This window comes from Pseudomonas sp. AC255 (assembly GCF_979258175.1).
The window spans coordinates 2,007,444-2,021,905 of record NZ_OZ409841.1 but is presented as its reverse complement, the minus strand read 5'-3'; the positions used below and the strand labels follow the sequence as shown (position 1 = coordinate 2,021,905).

Sequence of the window (14,462 nt, the reverse complement as noted above, 5' to 3'; positions counted from 1 at the left end):
GCAAGGCGCGGAGTGTTGCGGGTTACGATGCTGGTTAACCTGACTCAAACAGGTCAACGGATCCCCTCTCATGGACAAGCTTTCGAAGACAATCAGCATTGAACACGATCCCCGCTGGGCCGCTGTGGTGGCGCGCGATCCGCGTGCCGACGGGCAATTTGTCTATGCGGTCAAAACTACTGGTGTCTATTGCCGGCCGAGCAGTCTTGCGCGCCTGCCGAAACCGCAGAACGTCGAGTTTTTCGACAGCGCCGAACTGGCCGAAGCTGCCGGGTATCGGCCAAGCAAACGCGCCAGCAAGGATCAGAGTGATGCGCAGCATGCAGCGATCGTGGCTGCAGCCTGTCGGCAGATCGAGACCTGTGAGACGCTGCCGGCGCTCAACAGCCTCGCGGCCACCGCTGGCCTCAGCCCTTTTCATTTCCACCGGCTATTCAAAGCCGCGACCGGCCTGACGCCCAAGGCTTACGCCACGGCGCATCGCTCACGCAAACTGCGTGCGCGCCTGGCGGACGGCGGCTCGGTGACCGACGCGCTGTATGACGCTGGCTTCAATTCCAACAGCCGCTTTTACGAATCAGCCGATCAACTGCTGGGCATGAAGCCCACCGATTACCGCGCCGCCGGGCAGAACAACGACATTCGCTTTGCCGTTGGCCAATGCTCGCTGGGGGCGATTCTGGTGGCGCAAAGCGAACGGGGGATCTGCGCGATTCTGCTCGGCGACGATCCGCATCAGCTGGTCTGCAACCTGCAGGATCAGTTTCGCAAGGCCAACCTGATCGGCGCCGACCGCGAATTTGAACAGTTGATCGCCAGCGTCGTCGGCTTTGTTGAAGCGCCCGCGACGGGCCTGAACTTGCCGCTGGATATACGCGGCACAGCGTTTCAGGAGCGCGTCTGGCAGGCGCTGCGTGAGATCCCCGCAGGCAGCACCGCAAGTTACGCCGAAATCGCGCAACGCATCGGCGCGCCGACTTCGATGCGCGCCGTGGCCCAGGCTTGCGGGGCCAACCGTTTGGCGGTGGCGATTCCCTGCCACCGCGTGGTGCGCAGTGACGGCAATCTTTCCGGCTACCGCTGGGGCGTCGAGCGCAAACGCCAACTGCTTGAGCGCGAACTCAACGATTGACGTCGACCACCACCCTGCCCCGCAGTTGCCCGGCGAGTAATCTGGGCGCGGCCTCAAGGGCTTCGCTCAAGCTGATTTCGTGACTGATCAAGTGCAATAACGAGAAATCCAGATCCTTGGCCAGTCGGCCCCAGGCCTCGATACGGCGCGCCTTGGGCTGGGTCACGCTGTTGATCCCGGCCAGCGTTACGCCGCGCAGAATGAACGGTGCTACCGAGGCCGGGAAATCCATGCCTTGCGCCAACCCGCATGCCGCGACCACGCCTTCCGAGCGTGTGCTGGCGCAAGCATTCGCCAGCGTATGACTACCGACCGAATCGACCACCGCCGCCCAGCGCTCTTTCGCCAACGGCTTGCCCGGTTCGGACAAGGTGGCTCGATCGATGATTTCGGCAGCACCCAATTGCTGCAGGTATTCATGCTCGGATACACGGCCGGTGGATGCCACCACGCGGTAGCCCAACTTGCTGAGCAAGGCGATGGCAAAGCTGCCGACCCCGCCATTGGCGCCGGTGACCAGCACTTCGCCGTGATCCGGTGTCAGACCATGGCGCTCCAGCGCCAGAATGCACAGCATTGCCGTGTAACCTGCGGTGCCGATGGCCATGGCTTGCGCCGGCGTGAAAGCTTCGGGCAACGGAATAAGCCAGTCACCATTGAGCCGGGCCTTTTGCGCCAGTCCGCCCCAGTGGCTTTCACCGACGCCCCAACCGTTGAGCAGCACCTGATCGCCCGGCTTGAAATCGGCATGCGAACTCGACTCTACAGTCCCCGTCAGATCGATCCCCGGCACCATGGGAAACTTGCGTACCACCGGGCTGCTGCCGGTGATCGCCAGGCCGTCTTTGAAATTCAGGGTGCTGTACGCGACGCTCACGCTGACGTTGCCTTCGGGCAGTTGCTGCTCATCGATTTGCTGCAGATTGGCGCGATAACCGCTGTCGTCTTTGTCGATCAGAATGGCATTGAACATGACGGCCCCTCGAAAATAATGGGAAGAAAGCGTGCCCTGAAATAACACATCGCAACACATTGCCACACTCGACTTTCGCTAAGCCACCCGCACCGACGCTGAAAAACTGCACGTAATGTTCAGAATTTCAGACTGGCCCCGCAGCCGGTTTTGCTGCTAAAACCGCTTGCCGTCCCTGCCCGTTTCATCGTTCGGAGAATTGCTTTATGAGCCAGTGGCCAGACACCCGTATCCTTGATCTTCTCGGTATCGAACTGCCGATTATCCAAGGCCCGATGGCCGGTGCGACCAATTCTTCGATGGTGATTGCCGTGTGCAATGCCGGCGGCCTCGGTTCAATGCCGGCGGCGATGCTGAGCATCGAGCAACTGCGCGAAGAACTGAAGACGATTCGCCAGCACACCACCAAGCCGTTCAACGTCAATTTCTTCTGCCATCAGCCACCGGCGCCTGATGAGCAGCGAGCCCGGGACTGGAAAAATCTGCTCGAACCTTACTACCGCGAACTCGGTGCCGATTTCGAGGCGCCGACACCGGTGTCCAACCGTGCTCCTTTCGACGAGACTGCGTGTGCCGTGCTCGAAGAATTCCGCCCCGAAGTGGTGAGTTTTCATTTCGGGTTGCCGGAGAAAAATCTGCTTGATCGGGTCAAGGCAACCGGGGCGAAAATCCTTTCGTCTGCGACTACGGTCGAAGAAGCGATCTGGCTGGAGCAACACGGCTGCGATGCGATCATCGCCATGGGTTATGAGGCGGGCGGGCATCGCGGGATGTTTCTCAGCGATGATCTGAGCAGCCAGGTCGGCACCTTTGCACTGGTGCCGCAGGTGGTCGACGCGGTGAAAGTGCCGGTGATTGCGGCGGGTGCGATTAGCGATGCCCGAGGCGTTGCAGCCGCGTTGATGCTCGGAGCCTCGGCGGTGCAAGTCGGCACGGCGTTTCTGTTTACCCCGGAGGCGAAGGTCAGCGCCTCGCACCACAAGGCCCTGCGCACCGCCAAGGAAAGCCAGACCGCCATCACCAACATTTTCACCGGACGTCCGGCGCGGGGCATTGTCAATCGGGCGATGCGCGAACTCGGCCCGATGTCAGCGCAAGCGCCAGCCTTTCCGTTGGCCGGCGGCGCGCTGATGCCGCTGCGAGCCAAGGATGACGCCGATTTTGCCAATCTGTGGGCCGGTCAGGCGCTGACGTTGGGCAAGGATATCGGCAGCGCTGAACTGACCCGGCAACTCGCCGAGGGCGCATTGGCGAAACTCAACCGTCATTGAATTTACGCGGCGAGCGGATTTATTCCCTCGCCACTTGGCGGCATATCGCTATATATTTCCGTATACAGCGATTGCGCCCGTGTATCGGCGTTATCCAAAGCAAAGCATTCAATGCCGATCACGGAGCCTTTACATGACACCTGCTGCCACACGCCTCGCCCCTGCCTGTCTCGCCTCATTCCTCGCATTTTTCAGCATCGGCGCCGCGCAGGCTGACGAAGTGCAAGTGGCGGTCGCCGCCAATTTCACCGCGCCAATCCAGGCCATCGCTGCCGACTTCGAAAAAGACACCGGGCACAAACTGGTCGCTGCTTACGGCGCAACCGGCCAGTTCTACACCCAGATCAAAAACGGCGCGCCCTTCCAAGTGTTTCTCGCCGCTGACGACAGCACCCCGGCAAAGCTCGAGCAGGAAGGCGAAGCCGTCAAAGGCTCGCGCTTCACCTACGCCATTGGCACGCTGGCGCTGTGGTCGGCAAAAGAAGGTTATGTGGATGCACAGGGTGACGTGCTGAAAACCAACCAATACCAGCACTTGTCCATCGCCAACCCGAAAGCCGCGCCATACGGTCTCGCCGCCACCCAGGTGCTGGAAAAACTCCAGTTGAGCGAAGCCACGAAAAGCAAAATCGTCGAAGGCCAGAACATTACTCAGGCCTACCAGTTCGTCTCCACCGGCAACGCCGAACTGGGCTTTGTGGCGCTGTCGCAAATCTTCAAGAACGGCAAAATCAGCAGCGGCTCGGCATGGATTGTTCCCGCCACCCTGCATGATCCGATCAAACAGGACGCGGTGATCTTGAACAAAGGCAAGGACAGCGCTGCTGCCAAGGCCCTGATCGATTATCTCAAAGGCCCGAAAGCCGCTGCGGTGATCAAGTCCTTCGGATATGAACTGTAAATGTCGCTGACCAGTGCCGACTTCGCCGCGATCTGGCTGACCCTGAAACTGGCGTCGCTGACCACCGTGATCCTGCTGGTGATCGGCACACCGATCGCGTTATGGCTGTCGCGCACCTCGTCTTGGTTGCGCGGCCCGATTGGCGCCATCGTCGCCCTGCCGCTGGTGCTGCCGCCGACGGTGATCGGCTTTTATCTGTTGCTGGCGCTGGGGCCGCACGGTTTTCTCGGCCAGTTCACTCAATGGCTGGGGCTGGGCACGCTGACGTTCAGTTTCACCGGGCTGGTCATCGGCTCGGTGATCTACTCCATGCCGTTCGTGGTGCAACCGCTGCAAAACGCTTTCTCGGCAATCGGCACCCGCCCGCTGGAGGTCGCCGCGACGTTGCGCGCCAATCCCTGGGACACGTTCTTCAGCGTGATCCTGCCGCTGGCGCGCCCCGGTTTCATCACCGCAGCGATCCTCGGTTTTGCCCACACCGTCGGTGAATTCGGCGTGGTGCTGATGATCGGCGGCAACATTCCCGACAAGACCCGCGTGGTCTCCGTGCAAATCTACGACCACGTCGAAGCACTGGAATATGCCCAGGCGCACTGGCTGTCCGCGGCGATGCTGGTGTTCTCGTTTCTGGTGTTGCTGGCGCTGTATTCCAGCCGCAAAACCCGCGCAGGCTGGAGCTGATCGATGATAGATGTACGCCTGAAACGCACTTATCCGGGGTTCGAACTGGATGTTGATCTGCAAGTGCCGGGCCGGGGCGTCACGGCGCTGTTTGGCGATTCCGGCTCGGGCAAAACCACCTGCCTGCGCTGCATCGCCGGGCTGGAGCGCGCCGAGCAGGGTTTTGTGCAGGTCAACGACGAGGTCTGGCAGGACAGTGCCAAGGGCGTCTTCGTCCCGCCGCATAAACGTGCGCTTGGCTACGTGTTTCAGGAAGCCAGCCTGTTCCCGCATCTGTCGGTGCTGGCCAATCTGGAGTTTGGTCTCAAACGCATCGCCAAGTCGCAACGCCGGGTCGATATCAACCAAGCGACCGAACTGCTCGGCATCGGCCATTTGCTCGAGCGCCATCCGCAGCATCTGTCCGGCGGCGAGCGGCAGCGCGTCGGCATCGCCCGCGCCCTGCTGACCAGCCCGAAACTGTTGCTGATGGACGAACCGCTGGCGGCTCTCGACAGCCGGCGCAAGAGCGAAATCCTCCCATACCTGCAACGCCTCCATGACGAACTGGATATTCCGCTGCTGTACGTCAGCCATGCCCAGGATGAAGTCGCGCGTCTGGCCGATCATCTGGTGTTGCTGAGCGATGGCAAAACCCTCGCCAGTGGTCCGATCGGCGAGACCCTGGCGCGTCTGGATCTGCCTTTGGCGCTGGGCGATGACGCCGGGGTGATCATCGAAGGTCAGGTCAGCGCCTACGACGCCACCTATCAATTGCTTAGCCTGCAACTGCCGGCCACGGACATGAATATTCGCGTCACCCATGCGCCCATGGCCGTGGGTCAGGCCCTGCGCTGCAAGGTGCACGCCCGCGACATCAGCCTGGCGCTGAACAATGATGCGGCCAGCAGCATTCTCAATCGTCTGCCCGTTACCGTCATCAGCGAACAGGCCGCTGACAACAGTGCCCATGTGCTGATCCGCCTCGATGCCGGCGGCACGCCGCTGCTGGCGCGGATCACCCGCTTCTCGCGTGACCAATTGGGCGTGCACCCGGGCCAGCGGCTGTGGGCGCAGATCAAGGCGGTGGCGGTGCTCGCGTAAATCATTCGGCACGACGGCCAGCGCCTGCGGTCAATCAGTTACAGACTGCCGTATGACCGAAGGAAACCGCCATGCCCGATACCGTGCTGACAGATGCTCTGCCCGCCGATCTGCATTACGTCGATGACACTCAGCCTGGTATCACCCGGAAAAAACTGCGCGGCAAGTTCGTCTATTTCGAACCGTCGGGCCAGCGCATCACCGACCCGGACGAAATCAAACGCATCAATGCCCTCGCGGTGCCGCCGGCTTACACCGATGTGTGGATCTGCGCCGACCCGTGCGGCCATCTGCAAGCCACCGGCCGCGATGCGCGCGGGCGCAAGCAGTACCGTTATCACGCGCGCTGGCGCGAAGTGCGCGACGCCGACAAATACTCGCGCCTGCGCGAATTCGGCCTGGCCCTGCCCAAACTGCGGCGCCAGCTTGAGGCGCTGCTCGACGCCCCGGGCTTCAGCCGCGACAAGGTCATGGCCACGGTCATCACCTTGCTCGACGCCACGCTGATCCGCGTCGGCAATACCCAATATGCGCGGGACAATCGCTCTTATGGCCTGACCACGTTGCGCAGCCGGCATGTCGAGGTCAATGGCAGCGCGATCCTGTTCCAGTTCCGCGGCAAGAGCGGCATCGAGCACCAGATCACCGTCAAGGATCGGCGTCTGGCGCGAATCATCAAGCGCTGCCTGGAGATTCCCGGGCAAAACCTGTTTCAGTATCTTGATGAACACGGCGAACGGCACACCGTCACTTCCTCCGACGTAAACGCCTATCTGCAAAAGCTCACCGGCGCTGAATTCACCGCCAAGGACTACCGCACCTGGGCGGGCAGCGCATTGGCTTGGCAGTGCTGCGCGAGCTGCAGCATGAGTCGGAAACCGAGGCAAAGCGCCATGTGGTCGAAGCGGTGAAGAACGTCGCCAAACAGCTGGGCAACACGCCAGCGGTGTGTCGCAAATGCTACATCCACCCTGCCGTGCTCGAACATTTCATGCTCGGTGCCCTCGCCGAACTGCCCCGCCCGCGAGTGCGCAAAGGCCTGCGCGCCGAGGAAGTGGCCTTGGCGATGTTTCTCGAGCGGATGTGTGAGGTGAGCGAGGCGTCCTGAGTCGCACAACCCCCTGCAGGCTCACTCCTACAAGATTTGCCGATGAGCTGAGCCGGGTATTTTTTGCACGATCGCGCAGGGCTTCTATAGTTGATCTGAAGGTTCGCGCCACGCGGGCTTTTTGTTGCAACTCAGCCGTTTCAGCGAACGGAGGTGTTTCATGTCCGAGAAAGAGTCCATCACCACCCTCCTCACCCTGCTCGACGCCCGTCAGGCGCGCCTGGCAGCCGCCTGCAAAGAGATCGCCGACTGGGTTGATCATCAAGGCGGGCATCCGACAGCTTTGCGCATTCGCGACCGACTGCATGACATCGAAAAAGATGCGCCGCTTATTCGCGATACGCTTTCGACGCTCAAGCCAATTGATCGGCCGTTGCCACGATTCAGATAGTCGAGGTTCAATTAACTTCAACAACCGGCTCGGCATCGGTGTAAGTGTTTTTCTTTATTATCCATCGCGATTGAGCGTAGCCCCTTTAGGTATATATGCACTACTGGCCAATACAAGTTGAAAGTGCAGGCACCGCTCATCGGATCAATTAAAAAAATCAAAACACCGTGAACCGATATGTAATCGAAGTAGGTGTCCATGACGAAAACGGACATCACTAGCGAAACGTTAATAGATATCGGAGAGCTATCATGACCACCGGAAATAAAAATACAGGTAACGCCGGCAACGATCGTGACAAGATGCAAGAGTCCGGGAAAAAAGGCGGACAGTCTGGCGGCAACTTCGCCAACGATCGTGAAAAAGCATCCGAAGCTGGTCGCAAGGGCGGACAATCCAGCCACAGTGGAGGTCGCAAGTCGTAAATGAGCAATACAAGGGCAGCCTCGCTGCCCTTGTAATATTCGACGGAGCGCAAAGATGAACACCTCCACACATACGCCTCCAAGCCAGTTACACCAACACGAAGGCGCTGAAGTTGTAGCAGAAGCGACGCGCAGCTCCCCGGAGAAACTGCCGGACGACGCTGGGTCTTCGTGCATTGAAAGAGAACCAGGCCACCCGCAGCACAGCGATCGTGCCCAACATGAATGTTACGAGCGCAGGCAGTTGAACGTTGACTCTGAAAACTCTCGAGAAACGCAAACGACGCCAACGTACGAACGCTGCTCCTGACTCACGGGCACCAGTCCTTGCGCAAAGAGCCCGTTCGCAGAGCCCCGGCCCGTCGAGGAAATTGCCATGCCTGTTCACGTGATTAACTTTACCGGCCCGATCAATGCTTCAACCTGCGGTCAGCTGATTGACAGAGCCTCGCGTGCGCTAAAGGAAGATGCCCCCAGGTTGATTCTGAACATCGCTACCATGGGTGGCGAATGCAGTTACGGTTTCACGATGTACAACTTTCTGATGGCGCTGCCCGTGCCGGTACACACGCATAACCTGGGAACGGTCGAGTCGATGGGCAATATCGTTTTCCTCGCCGGCCAGCGCCGCACTGCGTGCACTCATAGCAAGTTTCTGTTTCACCCTTTTCATTGGCACTTGCAGGGAGCGGTTGATCATTCGCGCATGTCGGAATATGCCATGAGTCTGGATTACGACTTGCATCTGTACGCGCAGATTGTCGCCGAGCGTACCAGTAACGGGAAAAATGCGTTGGAGACAGAGAAATACCTGACAGCGGCTCCGCGCATTATCAATCCTGAAGAAGCTTTGCATGCCGGGCTGATCACAGCGGTTGAAGACACCGAGATTCACGCAGACTTTGTCTGCTCATGCATTTACTCCTGAAGCCCCTCCTGAATAACGCGTCGTTTTAGATGCGTTTCATTCTATTCAGATCGCCACTCTCAGCAGCGACATTACAAGATCATGTAGTGCATTGGCGCCTCAACTTGTACACGCCCCAACGCGCGGTATAACGCTAAACAAGCGGCGTATGCCGGTCATCCCAGCCAAAAGAATTTTCTCTGAATTATTCATTTCGCCAGACATCCCTCTTTTTAACAGACGGAGGAAATGTATGAGCGCAGTGGACTTGTACGTGATCGAGTACCTGTTACATGGAAAGCCCAGGTCATTCGTCATTCGCACAAAAAACATGAACAACGCCGAAGCGTGGCAGTGGGCAAGTTGCGACGCAGGAATCGCGCCCATCCCCCGCCCCGGTAGGCCTCCGTTGAAACGTTTTTCCAAACCGATGGCGGAGCGCTTTGGCGTGACCGGGGTGCGATGGCGAGAATCAGTACCCCTGGTCTGGGAGGAGGATCACGCAAAATGAATGAGCACACGTTGAAATTCGGTTTCGGCCGATCCTGGGGTGACGAGATGGCAGAAAACGCCGCGATGTTCCGCGAGGCCGACCTGCTGGAAGAGGCGGCCTACAGAATCATTGAGCATGACGCCGACAGTCCTGAGGACTGGGCTCGCTTCAGCGAAGCAAAAGCCCTGGCCGACGCCAAGCGAACGGCGGCCTATCAGGACTGGATGCGCATCAAGCGCGCAATGAGCAAGCCGCGCTCGAAATAGCAGGCCGACGCATCACGGCTTGAGGATCAGCAGCGGTTCGCCCTTCGGCACGACATAAGTGGCCAGTTCCACGGCTTTGTCGTTGCCAACGTTTTTGGCCACATGCGCAACGCCCGCCGGAATGAACAACGAATCGCCGGCCTTGAGTATCACCGGCGCTCGCCCTTCAAGCTGATACTCGAACGTGCCGCTGATGACATAGGCGACTTCCACGCCGGGATGAGCATGCCGAGGCGAAGTGACGCCAGCATCAAAATCGATACGCGCCTGAATCACTTCGCGATTGTCAGCGCCGAGATCCTGGCGAACCAGATCAGTACGGCTCAGACCTTTCTGCCAACTCGTCGCCGGTGCATCCGCCGCATGGGCGAAACCGGCAAGGGAGGCGAAGACAACGGCAGAAGCCAGAAACAGTGGACGGTACATGGTGGTGCCCTCTTGAACGTAGTGTTGGTGTGAGGGCTACTTTGGGCTTGGCATGTAAGGCGGATGTGTCTCGAAAGCGCAGTTTGGTGTTGCCGTGTGTATCGGCTGAGCGGTGATACACGCTTATACAAACGTGTCGCGGTCCCCGTCCGGGCCATGGTGGGAAAGAATCTGTAAACTGCCGCAATCTTCATCCACCCAAACAAGAGATGCCCATGGCTAATCAAGACATCATCTTCACGCCTGATCCGGACACCGATTCGATTTCTTCCGACGTCGCCACCTTCGGCGGAATCATGGTTTCCACGCAGATTCCAACCCGCGCCGATGGCAGCCTGGAACTCGGCGGCATCACCGAGCAAAGCGAGTGCACGCTGCAAGCGCTGAAAGTCGCCTTGGAACGTGCTGGCAGTTCGATGGACCGGGTGCTGCACCTGACCATTTACCTCACCGACATGGCTGATCGCGCGGCGTTCAACGAAGTCTACAAACGCTATTTCGCCAAGCCTTGGCCAGTGCGGGCAGCGGTGGGCGTCGCCTCGCTGGCGGTTGAGGGGATGCGTGTGGAAGTGACGGCGATGGCCGCCAAGGGCTGATCGAATTTGCGGATGTCACTCAATGGTTTTCGGATGACAGACCGCTTTCGCGAGCAGGCTCGCTCCCACAGTGGATGTATTCCGGCCCGGAGCTAACCCTGTGGGAGCGGGCTTGCCCGCGAAGGGGCCGGAACATTCAACACAACCGCCAACCGAACTGACCCGATCGCCAGCCACCATCGGGCAGCGCACACGTGCCCGCCGCGCGTTTCACGGGTAGAATGGGCCCCTTGCCCGTGACCGCCTGACTAAAAAACTATGTCCTTGCCCAAGCATCACCTGGAATTGCTCAGCCCTGCCCGCGATGTCGCCATTGCCCGCGAGGCCATCCTGCATGGCGCTGACGCCGTGTACATCGGCGGCCCGAGCTTCGGCGCACGCCACAACGCCTGCAACGAAGTCAGCGAAATCGCCGAACTGGTCGAATTCGCCCGCCGTTACCACGCGCGCATCTTCACCACCATCAACACCATCCTGCACGACAACGAACTGGAGCCGGCGCGCAAGCTGATCCATCAGTTGTACGACGCCGGCGTCGATGCGCTGATCGTTCAGGACCTGGGCGTGATGGAGCTGGACATTCCGCCGATAGAGCTGCACGCCTCGACCCAGACCGATATCCGCACGCTGGAGCGGGCGAAGTTCCTCGATCAGGCCGGTTTCTCCCAGTTGGTATTGGCCCGAGAACTGAACCTGCAGGAAATCCGCGCCATCGCCGATGAAACCGACGCGGCCATCGAGTTCTTCATCCACGGCGCGCTGTGCGTGGCCTTCTCCGGTCAGTGCAACATCTCTCACGCGCAAACCGGCCGCAGCGCCAACCGTGGCGACTGCTCCCAGGCTTGCCGCTTGCCGTACACCTTGAAAGACGAAAAGGGTGGCGTGATCGCTTACGAAAAACACCTGCTGTCGATGAAAGACAACAACCAGAGCGCCAACATCCGCGCGCTGGTCGAAGCAGGCGTGCGTTCGTTCAAGATCGAAGGTCGCTACAAGGACATGGGCTATGTGAAGAACATCACTGCCTATTACCGCCAGCGTCTGGACGACGTGCTCGAAGACCGCCCTGACCTGGCCCGCGCCTCCAGCGGCCGGACCGTGCATTTCTTCCTGCCCGACCCGGAAAAGACCTTCCACCGTGGCAGCACCGATTACTTCGTCACCGATCGCAAGATCGACATCGGCGCCTTCGATTCACCAACCTTCACCGGGCTGCCGGTCGGCACGGTGGAAAAAGTCGGCAAGCGTGACATGCAGGTTGTCACTCACGAGCCGCTGTCCAACGGCGACGGCCTGAACGTGCTGGTCAAGCGCGAAGTGGTCGGTTTCCGCGCCAACATCGCCGAGGCCAAAGGCGAGTTCGAAGAAGACGGCGAGAAGCGCTACCGCTACCGCGTCGAGCCGAACGAAATGCCCGAGGGCCTGTTCAAGCTGCGTCCAAGCCACCCGTTGAATCGCAACCTTGATCACAACTGGCAACAGGCGTTGCAGAAGACTTCTTCGGAACGTCGCGTAGCCCTGAGCTGGTTCGCCCGCCTGCGCGAAGAACAGTTGGAAGTGACCGCGACCAGCGAAGAAGGCATCAGCGCCAGCGTCACGCTGAACGGGCCGTTCGGCGTTGCCAACAAGCCTGAACAAGCGCTGGAGCAACTGCGCGACCTGCTCGGCCAGCTCGGCACCACGCAGTACCACGCCACCGACATCAAGCTGGATGCGCCGCAAGCGTTCTTCATTCCCAACTCGCAACTCAAATCCCTGCGTCGTGAAGTGATCGAAGCGCTGACGGCGGCCCGCGTCGCCGCGCATCCGCGTGGCAGCCGCAAGGCCGAAACCACGCCGCCACCGGTGTACCCGGATTCGCACCTGACCTTCCTCGCCAACGTCTACAATCAGAAGGCCCGCGACTTCTACCACCGTCACGGCGTCAAGCTGATCGACGCGGCGTACGAAGCTCACGAAGAGCCAGGCGAGGTGCCGGTGATGATCACCAAGCACTGCCTGCGTTTCTCCTTCAACCTGTGCCCGAAACAGGCCAAAGGCGTGACCGGCGTGCGCACCAAGGTCGCGCCGATGCAGTTGATCCACGGCGATGAAGTGCTGACGTTGAAGTTCGATTGCAAGCCGTGCGAGATGCACATCATCGGCAAGATGAAAGGCCACATTCTGAACCTGCCGCAGCCGGGCAGCGTGGTCGGCCACATCAGCCCTGAAGACCTGATGAAAACCATCCCGCGCGCACCGCACTGAGTGACCGGCGTGCGCGGTGCTTCGGCATCGCGCACGCATGCCTGGCTCGAGCGCGGTAAATCGCAGGCATAAAAAAACGCCAACTTCTTGCGAAGTTGGCGTTTTTTTCGTAGATGGCAGGGGCGGCTGGATTCGAACCAACGCATGGCAGGATCAAAACCTGCTGCCTTACCGCTTGGCGACGCCCCTGTAGCTCTGATCAGCGGCTCCGTTAGGATCGCTGTGAGAACGGTGCGCAATTTAACAACATTCATTTCATTTGGGAAGCCCGAAATAAAATTTTTTTTGTTTTAAAACAGCCACTTATTATTTTCGCGCGAAAACTCACCGTTTCATCGCCATGTATCACACTGTGTACGCGCCCCGCTGCTACACAACCCAATGCAAAAACGCTCTCTGGCGACACAGAGCAGATACCTCGCCACGCTTCAATGCACCCAGGGTTTCAAGGGTTCATCCAGCCCCTTGGCCACAGGCTCGCAAAGGAGACGTCAGCATGAAACAGGCTCTGCACACCTCTAAAATCACCGCCGCGCTCGGCTTGTCAGTCCTGGCGCTGTCACTGTTCGGCGCCGTCGGCAGCGCTCAGGCGCAAACCACAGAACCCGCCGCCGTCAGCTATTCCGCACCCTCTCCTTTCGGCCCGCTGAAGCACATCAAGGCTGGCTTGCTCGACGTAGCCTACGCCGAAACCGGTCCTGCCGATGGCCCGGTGGTGATCCTGCTGCACGGCTGGCCCTACGACATTCACAGCTACGACGATGTCGCACCACTGCTCGCGGCCAAGGGTTACCGCGTGCTGATGCCGTATGCACGGGGTTATGGCGACACGCAGTTCCTGTCCAAAAACACCCTGCGCAACGGCCAACCTGCGGCGCTGGCCAGCGACGTGATCGACTTCATGGACGCGCTGAAAATCAAACAAGCAGTGCTGGGCGGCTACGACTGGGGCGCGCGTTCGGCGGACATCGTCGCAGCGCTATGGCCAGAGCGCGTGAAGGCGCTGGTGGCGGTCAGCGGCTACCTGATCGGCAATCAGGCCGCCGGGCAAAACCCGCTGCCGCCGAAAGCCGAATTGCAGTGGTGGTACCAGTTCTACTTCGCCACCGAACGCGGCCGTGCCGGCTATAAAAAGAACACCCACGACTTCGCCAAACTGATCTGGCAGCTGGCTTCGCCGCAGTGGAAGTTCGACGACGCCACTTTCGACCGCAGCGCCCAAGCGTTGCAGAACCCCGATCACGTCGAAATCACCGTGTTCAACTACCGCTGGCGGCTGGGCCTGGTGCAGGGCGAGGCGAAATATGCCGCGCTGGAAGAAAAATTGGCTACTGCGCCTTCGATCAGCGTGCCGACGATTACCCTGGAAGGCGACGCCAATGGTGCGCCACATCCCAAGCCTGAGGACTATGCCAAGCGTTTTACCGGGAAATATCAGTTCCGGTTGATTGAGGGTGGGGTTGGGCACAATTTGCCCCAGGAAAGCCCGGCGGCGTTTGCGCAAGCTGTAATCGATGCTGATCGTCTCTGACAGACCCGCCCTCAATACCCCTCACCCTAGC

14 protein-coding genes, 1 tRNA gene and 2 pseudogenes are annotated in these 14,462 nt (G+C 59.8%); 14 read left to right on the top strand and 3 right to left on the bottom strand.

Annotated elements, in window-relative coordinates; translation table 11 throughout:
- Positions 1 to 70 precede the first annotated feature (70 nt).
- A complete protein-coding gene (ada, locus tag ACZZ0K_RS09370; protein ID WP_258706779.1) occupies positions 71 to 1,132 on the top strand; it encodes a bifunctional DNA-binding transcriptional regulator/O6-methylguanine-DNA methyltransferase Ada in 1,062 nt (353 codons plus the stop codon).
- On the opposite strand, the gene acuI is transcribed toward ada, so the two are convergent.
- The gene (gene acuI, locus ACZZ0K_RS09365; protein WP_258706780.1) at positions 1,122 to 2,105 is read right to left on the bottom strand and encodes an acrylyl-CoA reductase (NADPH); all 984 of its coding nucleotides are present in this window, start codon (positions 2,103 to 2,105) and stop codon (positions 1,122 to 1,124) included. The two genes, ada and acuI, sit on opposite strands and share 11 nt — an antisense overlap.
- A 206-nt stretch (positions 2,106 to 2,311) precedes the next feature.
- On the opposite strand from acuI, the gene ACZZ0K_RS09360 reads away from it, so the two are divergent.
- The 10 genes and pseudogenes from ACZZ0K_RS09360 (at position 2,312) to ACZZ0K_RS09315 (ending at position 9,631) form a co-directional block, all read left to right on the top strand.
- Positions 2,312 to 3,376, top strand: a complete 1,065-nt coding sequence (locus tag ACZZ0K_RS09360) for an NAD(P)H-dependent flavin oxidoreductase (protein ID WP_256810028.1) — start codon at positions 2,312 to 2,314, stop codon at positions 3,374 to 3,376.
- A gap of 133 nt (positions 3,377 to 3,509) precedes the next feature.
- On the top strand, positions 3,510 to 4,277 hold the full coding sequence (modA, locus tag ACZZ0K_RS09355) for a molybdate ABC transporter substrate-binding protein (RefSeq protein WP_252878300.1): 768 nt from the start codon (positions 3,510 to 3,512) through the stop codon (positions 4,275 to 4,277).
- Positions 4,278 to 4,958 (top strand): molybdate ABC transporter permease subunit, encoded by a 681-nt coding sequence (modB, locus tag ACZZ0K_RS09350; protein ID WP_122611386.1) that lies wholly within the window; start codon positions 4,278 to 4,280, stop codon positions 4,956 to 4,958.
- Between the two features lie 3 nt (positions 4,959 to 4,961).
- A complete protein-coding gene (gene modC / locus ACZZ0K_RS09345) occupies positions 4,962 to 6,041 on the top strand; it encodes a molybdenum ABC transporter ATP-binding protein (RefSeq protein WP_258706781.1) in 1,080 nt (359 codons plus the stop codon).
- Between the two features lie 71 nt (positions 6,042 to 6,112).
- Positions 6,113 to 7,149: pseudogene (locus ACZZ0K_RS09340) on the top strand (DNA topoisomerase IB).
- A 160-nt stretch (positions 7,150 to 7,309) separates the two neighbouring features.
- Complete coding sequence (locus ACZZ0K_RS09335; protein ID WP_016774936.1) at positions 7,310 to 7,540, top strand: hypothetical protein; 231 nt, start codon at positions 7,310 to 7,312, stop codon at positions 7,538 to 7,540.
- 308 nt (positions 7,541 to 7,848) lie between these two features.
- Positions 7,849 to 7,965 (top strand): annotated as a pseudogene (locus ACZZ0K_RS09330) (con-10 family general stress protein); the annotation flags it as partial.
- A gap of 376 nt (positions 7,966 to 8,341) precedes the next feature.
- Positions 8,342 to 8,893, top strand: coding sequence for an ATP-dependent Clp protease proteolytic subunit (locus tag ACZZ0K_RS09325; protein WP_150740955.1), 552 nt, complete (start codon positions 8,342 to 8,344; stop codon positions 8,891 to 8,893).
- Between the two features lie 232 nt (positions 8,894 to 9,125).
- Positions 9,126 to 9,383 (top strand): DUF6555 family protein, encoded by a 258-nt coding sequence (locus ACZZ0K_RS09320; RefSeq protein WP_258706782.1) that lies wholly within the window; start codon positions 9,126 to 9,128, stop codon positions 9,381 to 9,383.
- Between the two features lie 11 nt (positions 9,384 to 9,394).
- A complete protein-coding gene (locus tag ACZZ0K_RS09315) occupies positions 9,395 to 9,631 on the top strand; it encodes a hypothetical protein (protein ID WP_463559078.1) in 237 nt (78 codons plus the stop codon).
- A gap of 12 nt (positions 9,632 to 9,643) precedes the next feature.
- On the opposite strand, the gene ACZZ0K_RS09310 is transcribed toward ACZZ0K_RS09315, so the two are convergent.
- The gene (locus ACZZ0K_RS09310; RefSeq protein WP_041480145.1) at positions 9,644 to 10,057 is read right to left on the bottom strand and encodes a cupin domain-containing protein; all 414 of its coding nucleotides are present in this window, start codon (positions 10,055 to 10,057) and stop codon (positions 9,644 to 9,646) included.
- Between the two features lie 215 nt (positions 10,058 to 10,272).
- Here ACZZ0K_RS09310 and ACZZ0K_RS09305 point away from each other — a divergent pair, with 215 nt between their 5' ends.
- Positions 10,273 to 10,653, top strand: a complete 381-nt coding sequence (locus tag ACZZ0K_RS09305; RefSeq protein WP_056789594.1) for a RidA family protein — start codon at positions 10,273 to 10,275, stop codon at positions 10,651 to 10,653.
- Positions 10,654 to 10,911: 258 nt separating this feature from the next.
- Positions 10,912 to 12,900 (top strand): peptidase U32 family protein, encoded by a 1,989-nt coding sequence (locus ACZZ0K_RS09300; protein WP_056789588.1) that lies wholly within the window; start codon positions 10,912 to 10,914, stop codon positions 12,898 to 12,900.
- A gap of 114 nt (positions 12,901 to 13,014) precedes the next feature.
- Here the strand turns inward: ACZZ0K_RS09300 and ACZZ0K_RS09295 are convergent.
- A tRNA-Gln gene (locus ACZZ0K_RS09295) sits at positions 13,015 to 13,089 on the bottom strand.
- Positions 13,090 to 13,396: 307 nt separating this feature from the next.
- On the opposite strand from ACZZ0K_RS09295, the gene ACZZ0K_RS09290 reads away from it, so the two are divergent.
- Complete coding sequence (locus ACZZ0K_RS09290) at positions 13,397 to 14,431, top strand: alpha/beta fold hydrolase (RefSeq protein ID WP_252878305.1); 1,035 nt, start codon at positions 13,397 to 13,399, stop codon at positions 14,429 to 14,431.
- The last annotated feature ends 31 nt before the right edge of the window (positions 14,432 to 14,462 follow it).

Bases quoted from the DNA above. Each gene is read 5' to 3' on its own strand.
- ada (WP_258706779.1), top strand. From the start codon at position 71: ATGGACAAGCTTTCGAAGACAATCAGCATTGAACACGATCCCCGCTGG.
- acuI (WP_258706780.1), bottom strand. From the start codon at position 2,105: ATGTTCAATGCCATTCTGATCGACAAAGACGACAGCGGTTATCGCGCC.
- ACZZ0K_RS09360 (WP_256810028.1), top strand. From the start codon at position 2,312: ATGAGCCAGTGGCCAGACACCCGTATCCTTGATCTTCTCGGTATCGAA.
- modA (WP_252878300.1), top strand. From the start codon at position 3,510: ATGACACCTGCTGCCACACGCCTCGCCCCTGCCTGTCTCGCCTCATTC.
- modB (WP_122611386.1), top strand. From the start codon at position 4,278: ATGTCGCTGACCAGTGCCGACTTCGCCGCGATCTGGCTGACCCTGAAA.
- modC (WP_258706781.1), top strand. From the start codon at position 4,962: ATGATAGATGTACGCCTGAAACGCACTTATCCGGGGTTCGAACTGGAT.
- ACZZ0K_RS09335 (WP_016774936.1), top strand. From the start codon at position 7,310: ATGTCCGAGAAAGAGTCCATCACCACCCTCCTCACCCTGCTCGACGCC.
- ACZZ0K_RS09325 (WP_150740955.1), top strand. From the start codon at position 8,342: ATGCCTGTTCACGTGATTAACTTTACCGGCCCGATCAATGCTTCAACC.
- ACZZ0K_RS09320 (WP_258706782.1), top strand. From the start codon at position 9,126: ATGAGCGCAGTGGACTTGTACGTGATCGAGTACCTGTTACATGGAAAG.
- ACZZ0K_RS09310 (WP_041480145.1), bottom strand. From the start codon at position 10,057: ATGTACCGTCCACTGTTTCTGGCTTCTGCCGTTGTCTTCGCCTCCCTT.
- ACZZ0K_RS09305 (WP_056789594.1), top strand. From the start codon at position 10,273: ATGGCTAATCAAGACATCATCTTCACGCCTGATCCGGACACCGATTCG.
- ACZZ0K_RS09300 (WP_056789588.1), top strand. From the start codon at position 10,912: ATGTCCTTGCCCAAGCATCACCTGGAATTGCTCAGCCCTGCCCGCGAT.
- ACZZ0K_RS09290 (WP_252878305.1), top strand. From the start codon at position 13,397: ATGAAACAGGCTCTGCACACCTCTAAAATCACCGCCGCGCTCGGCTTG.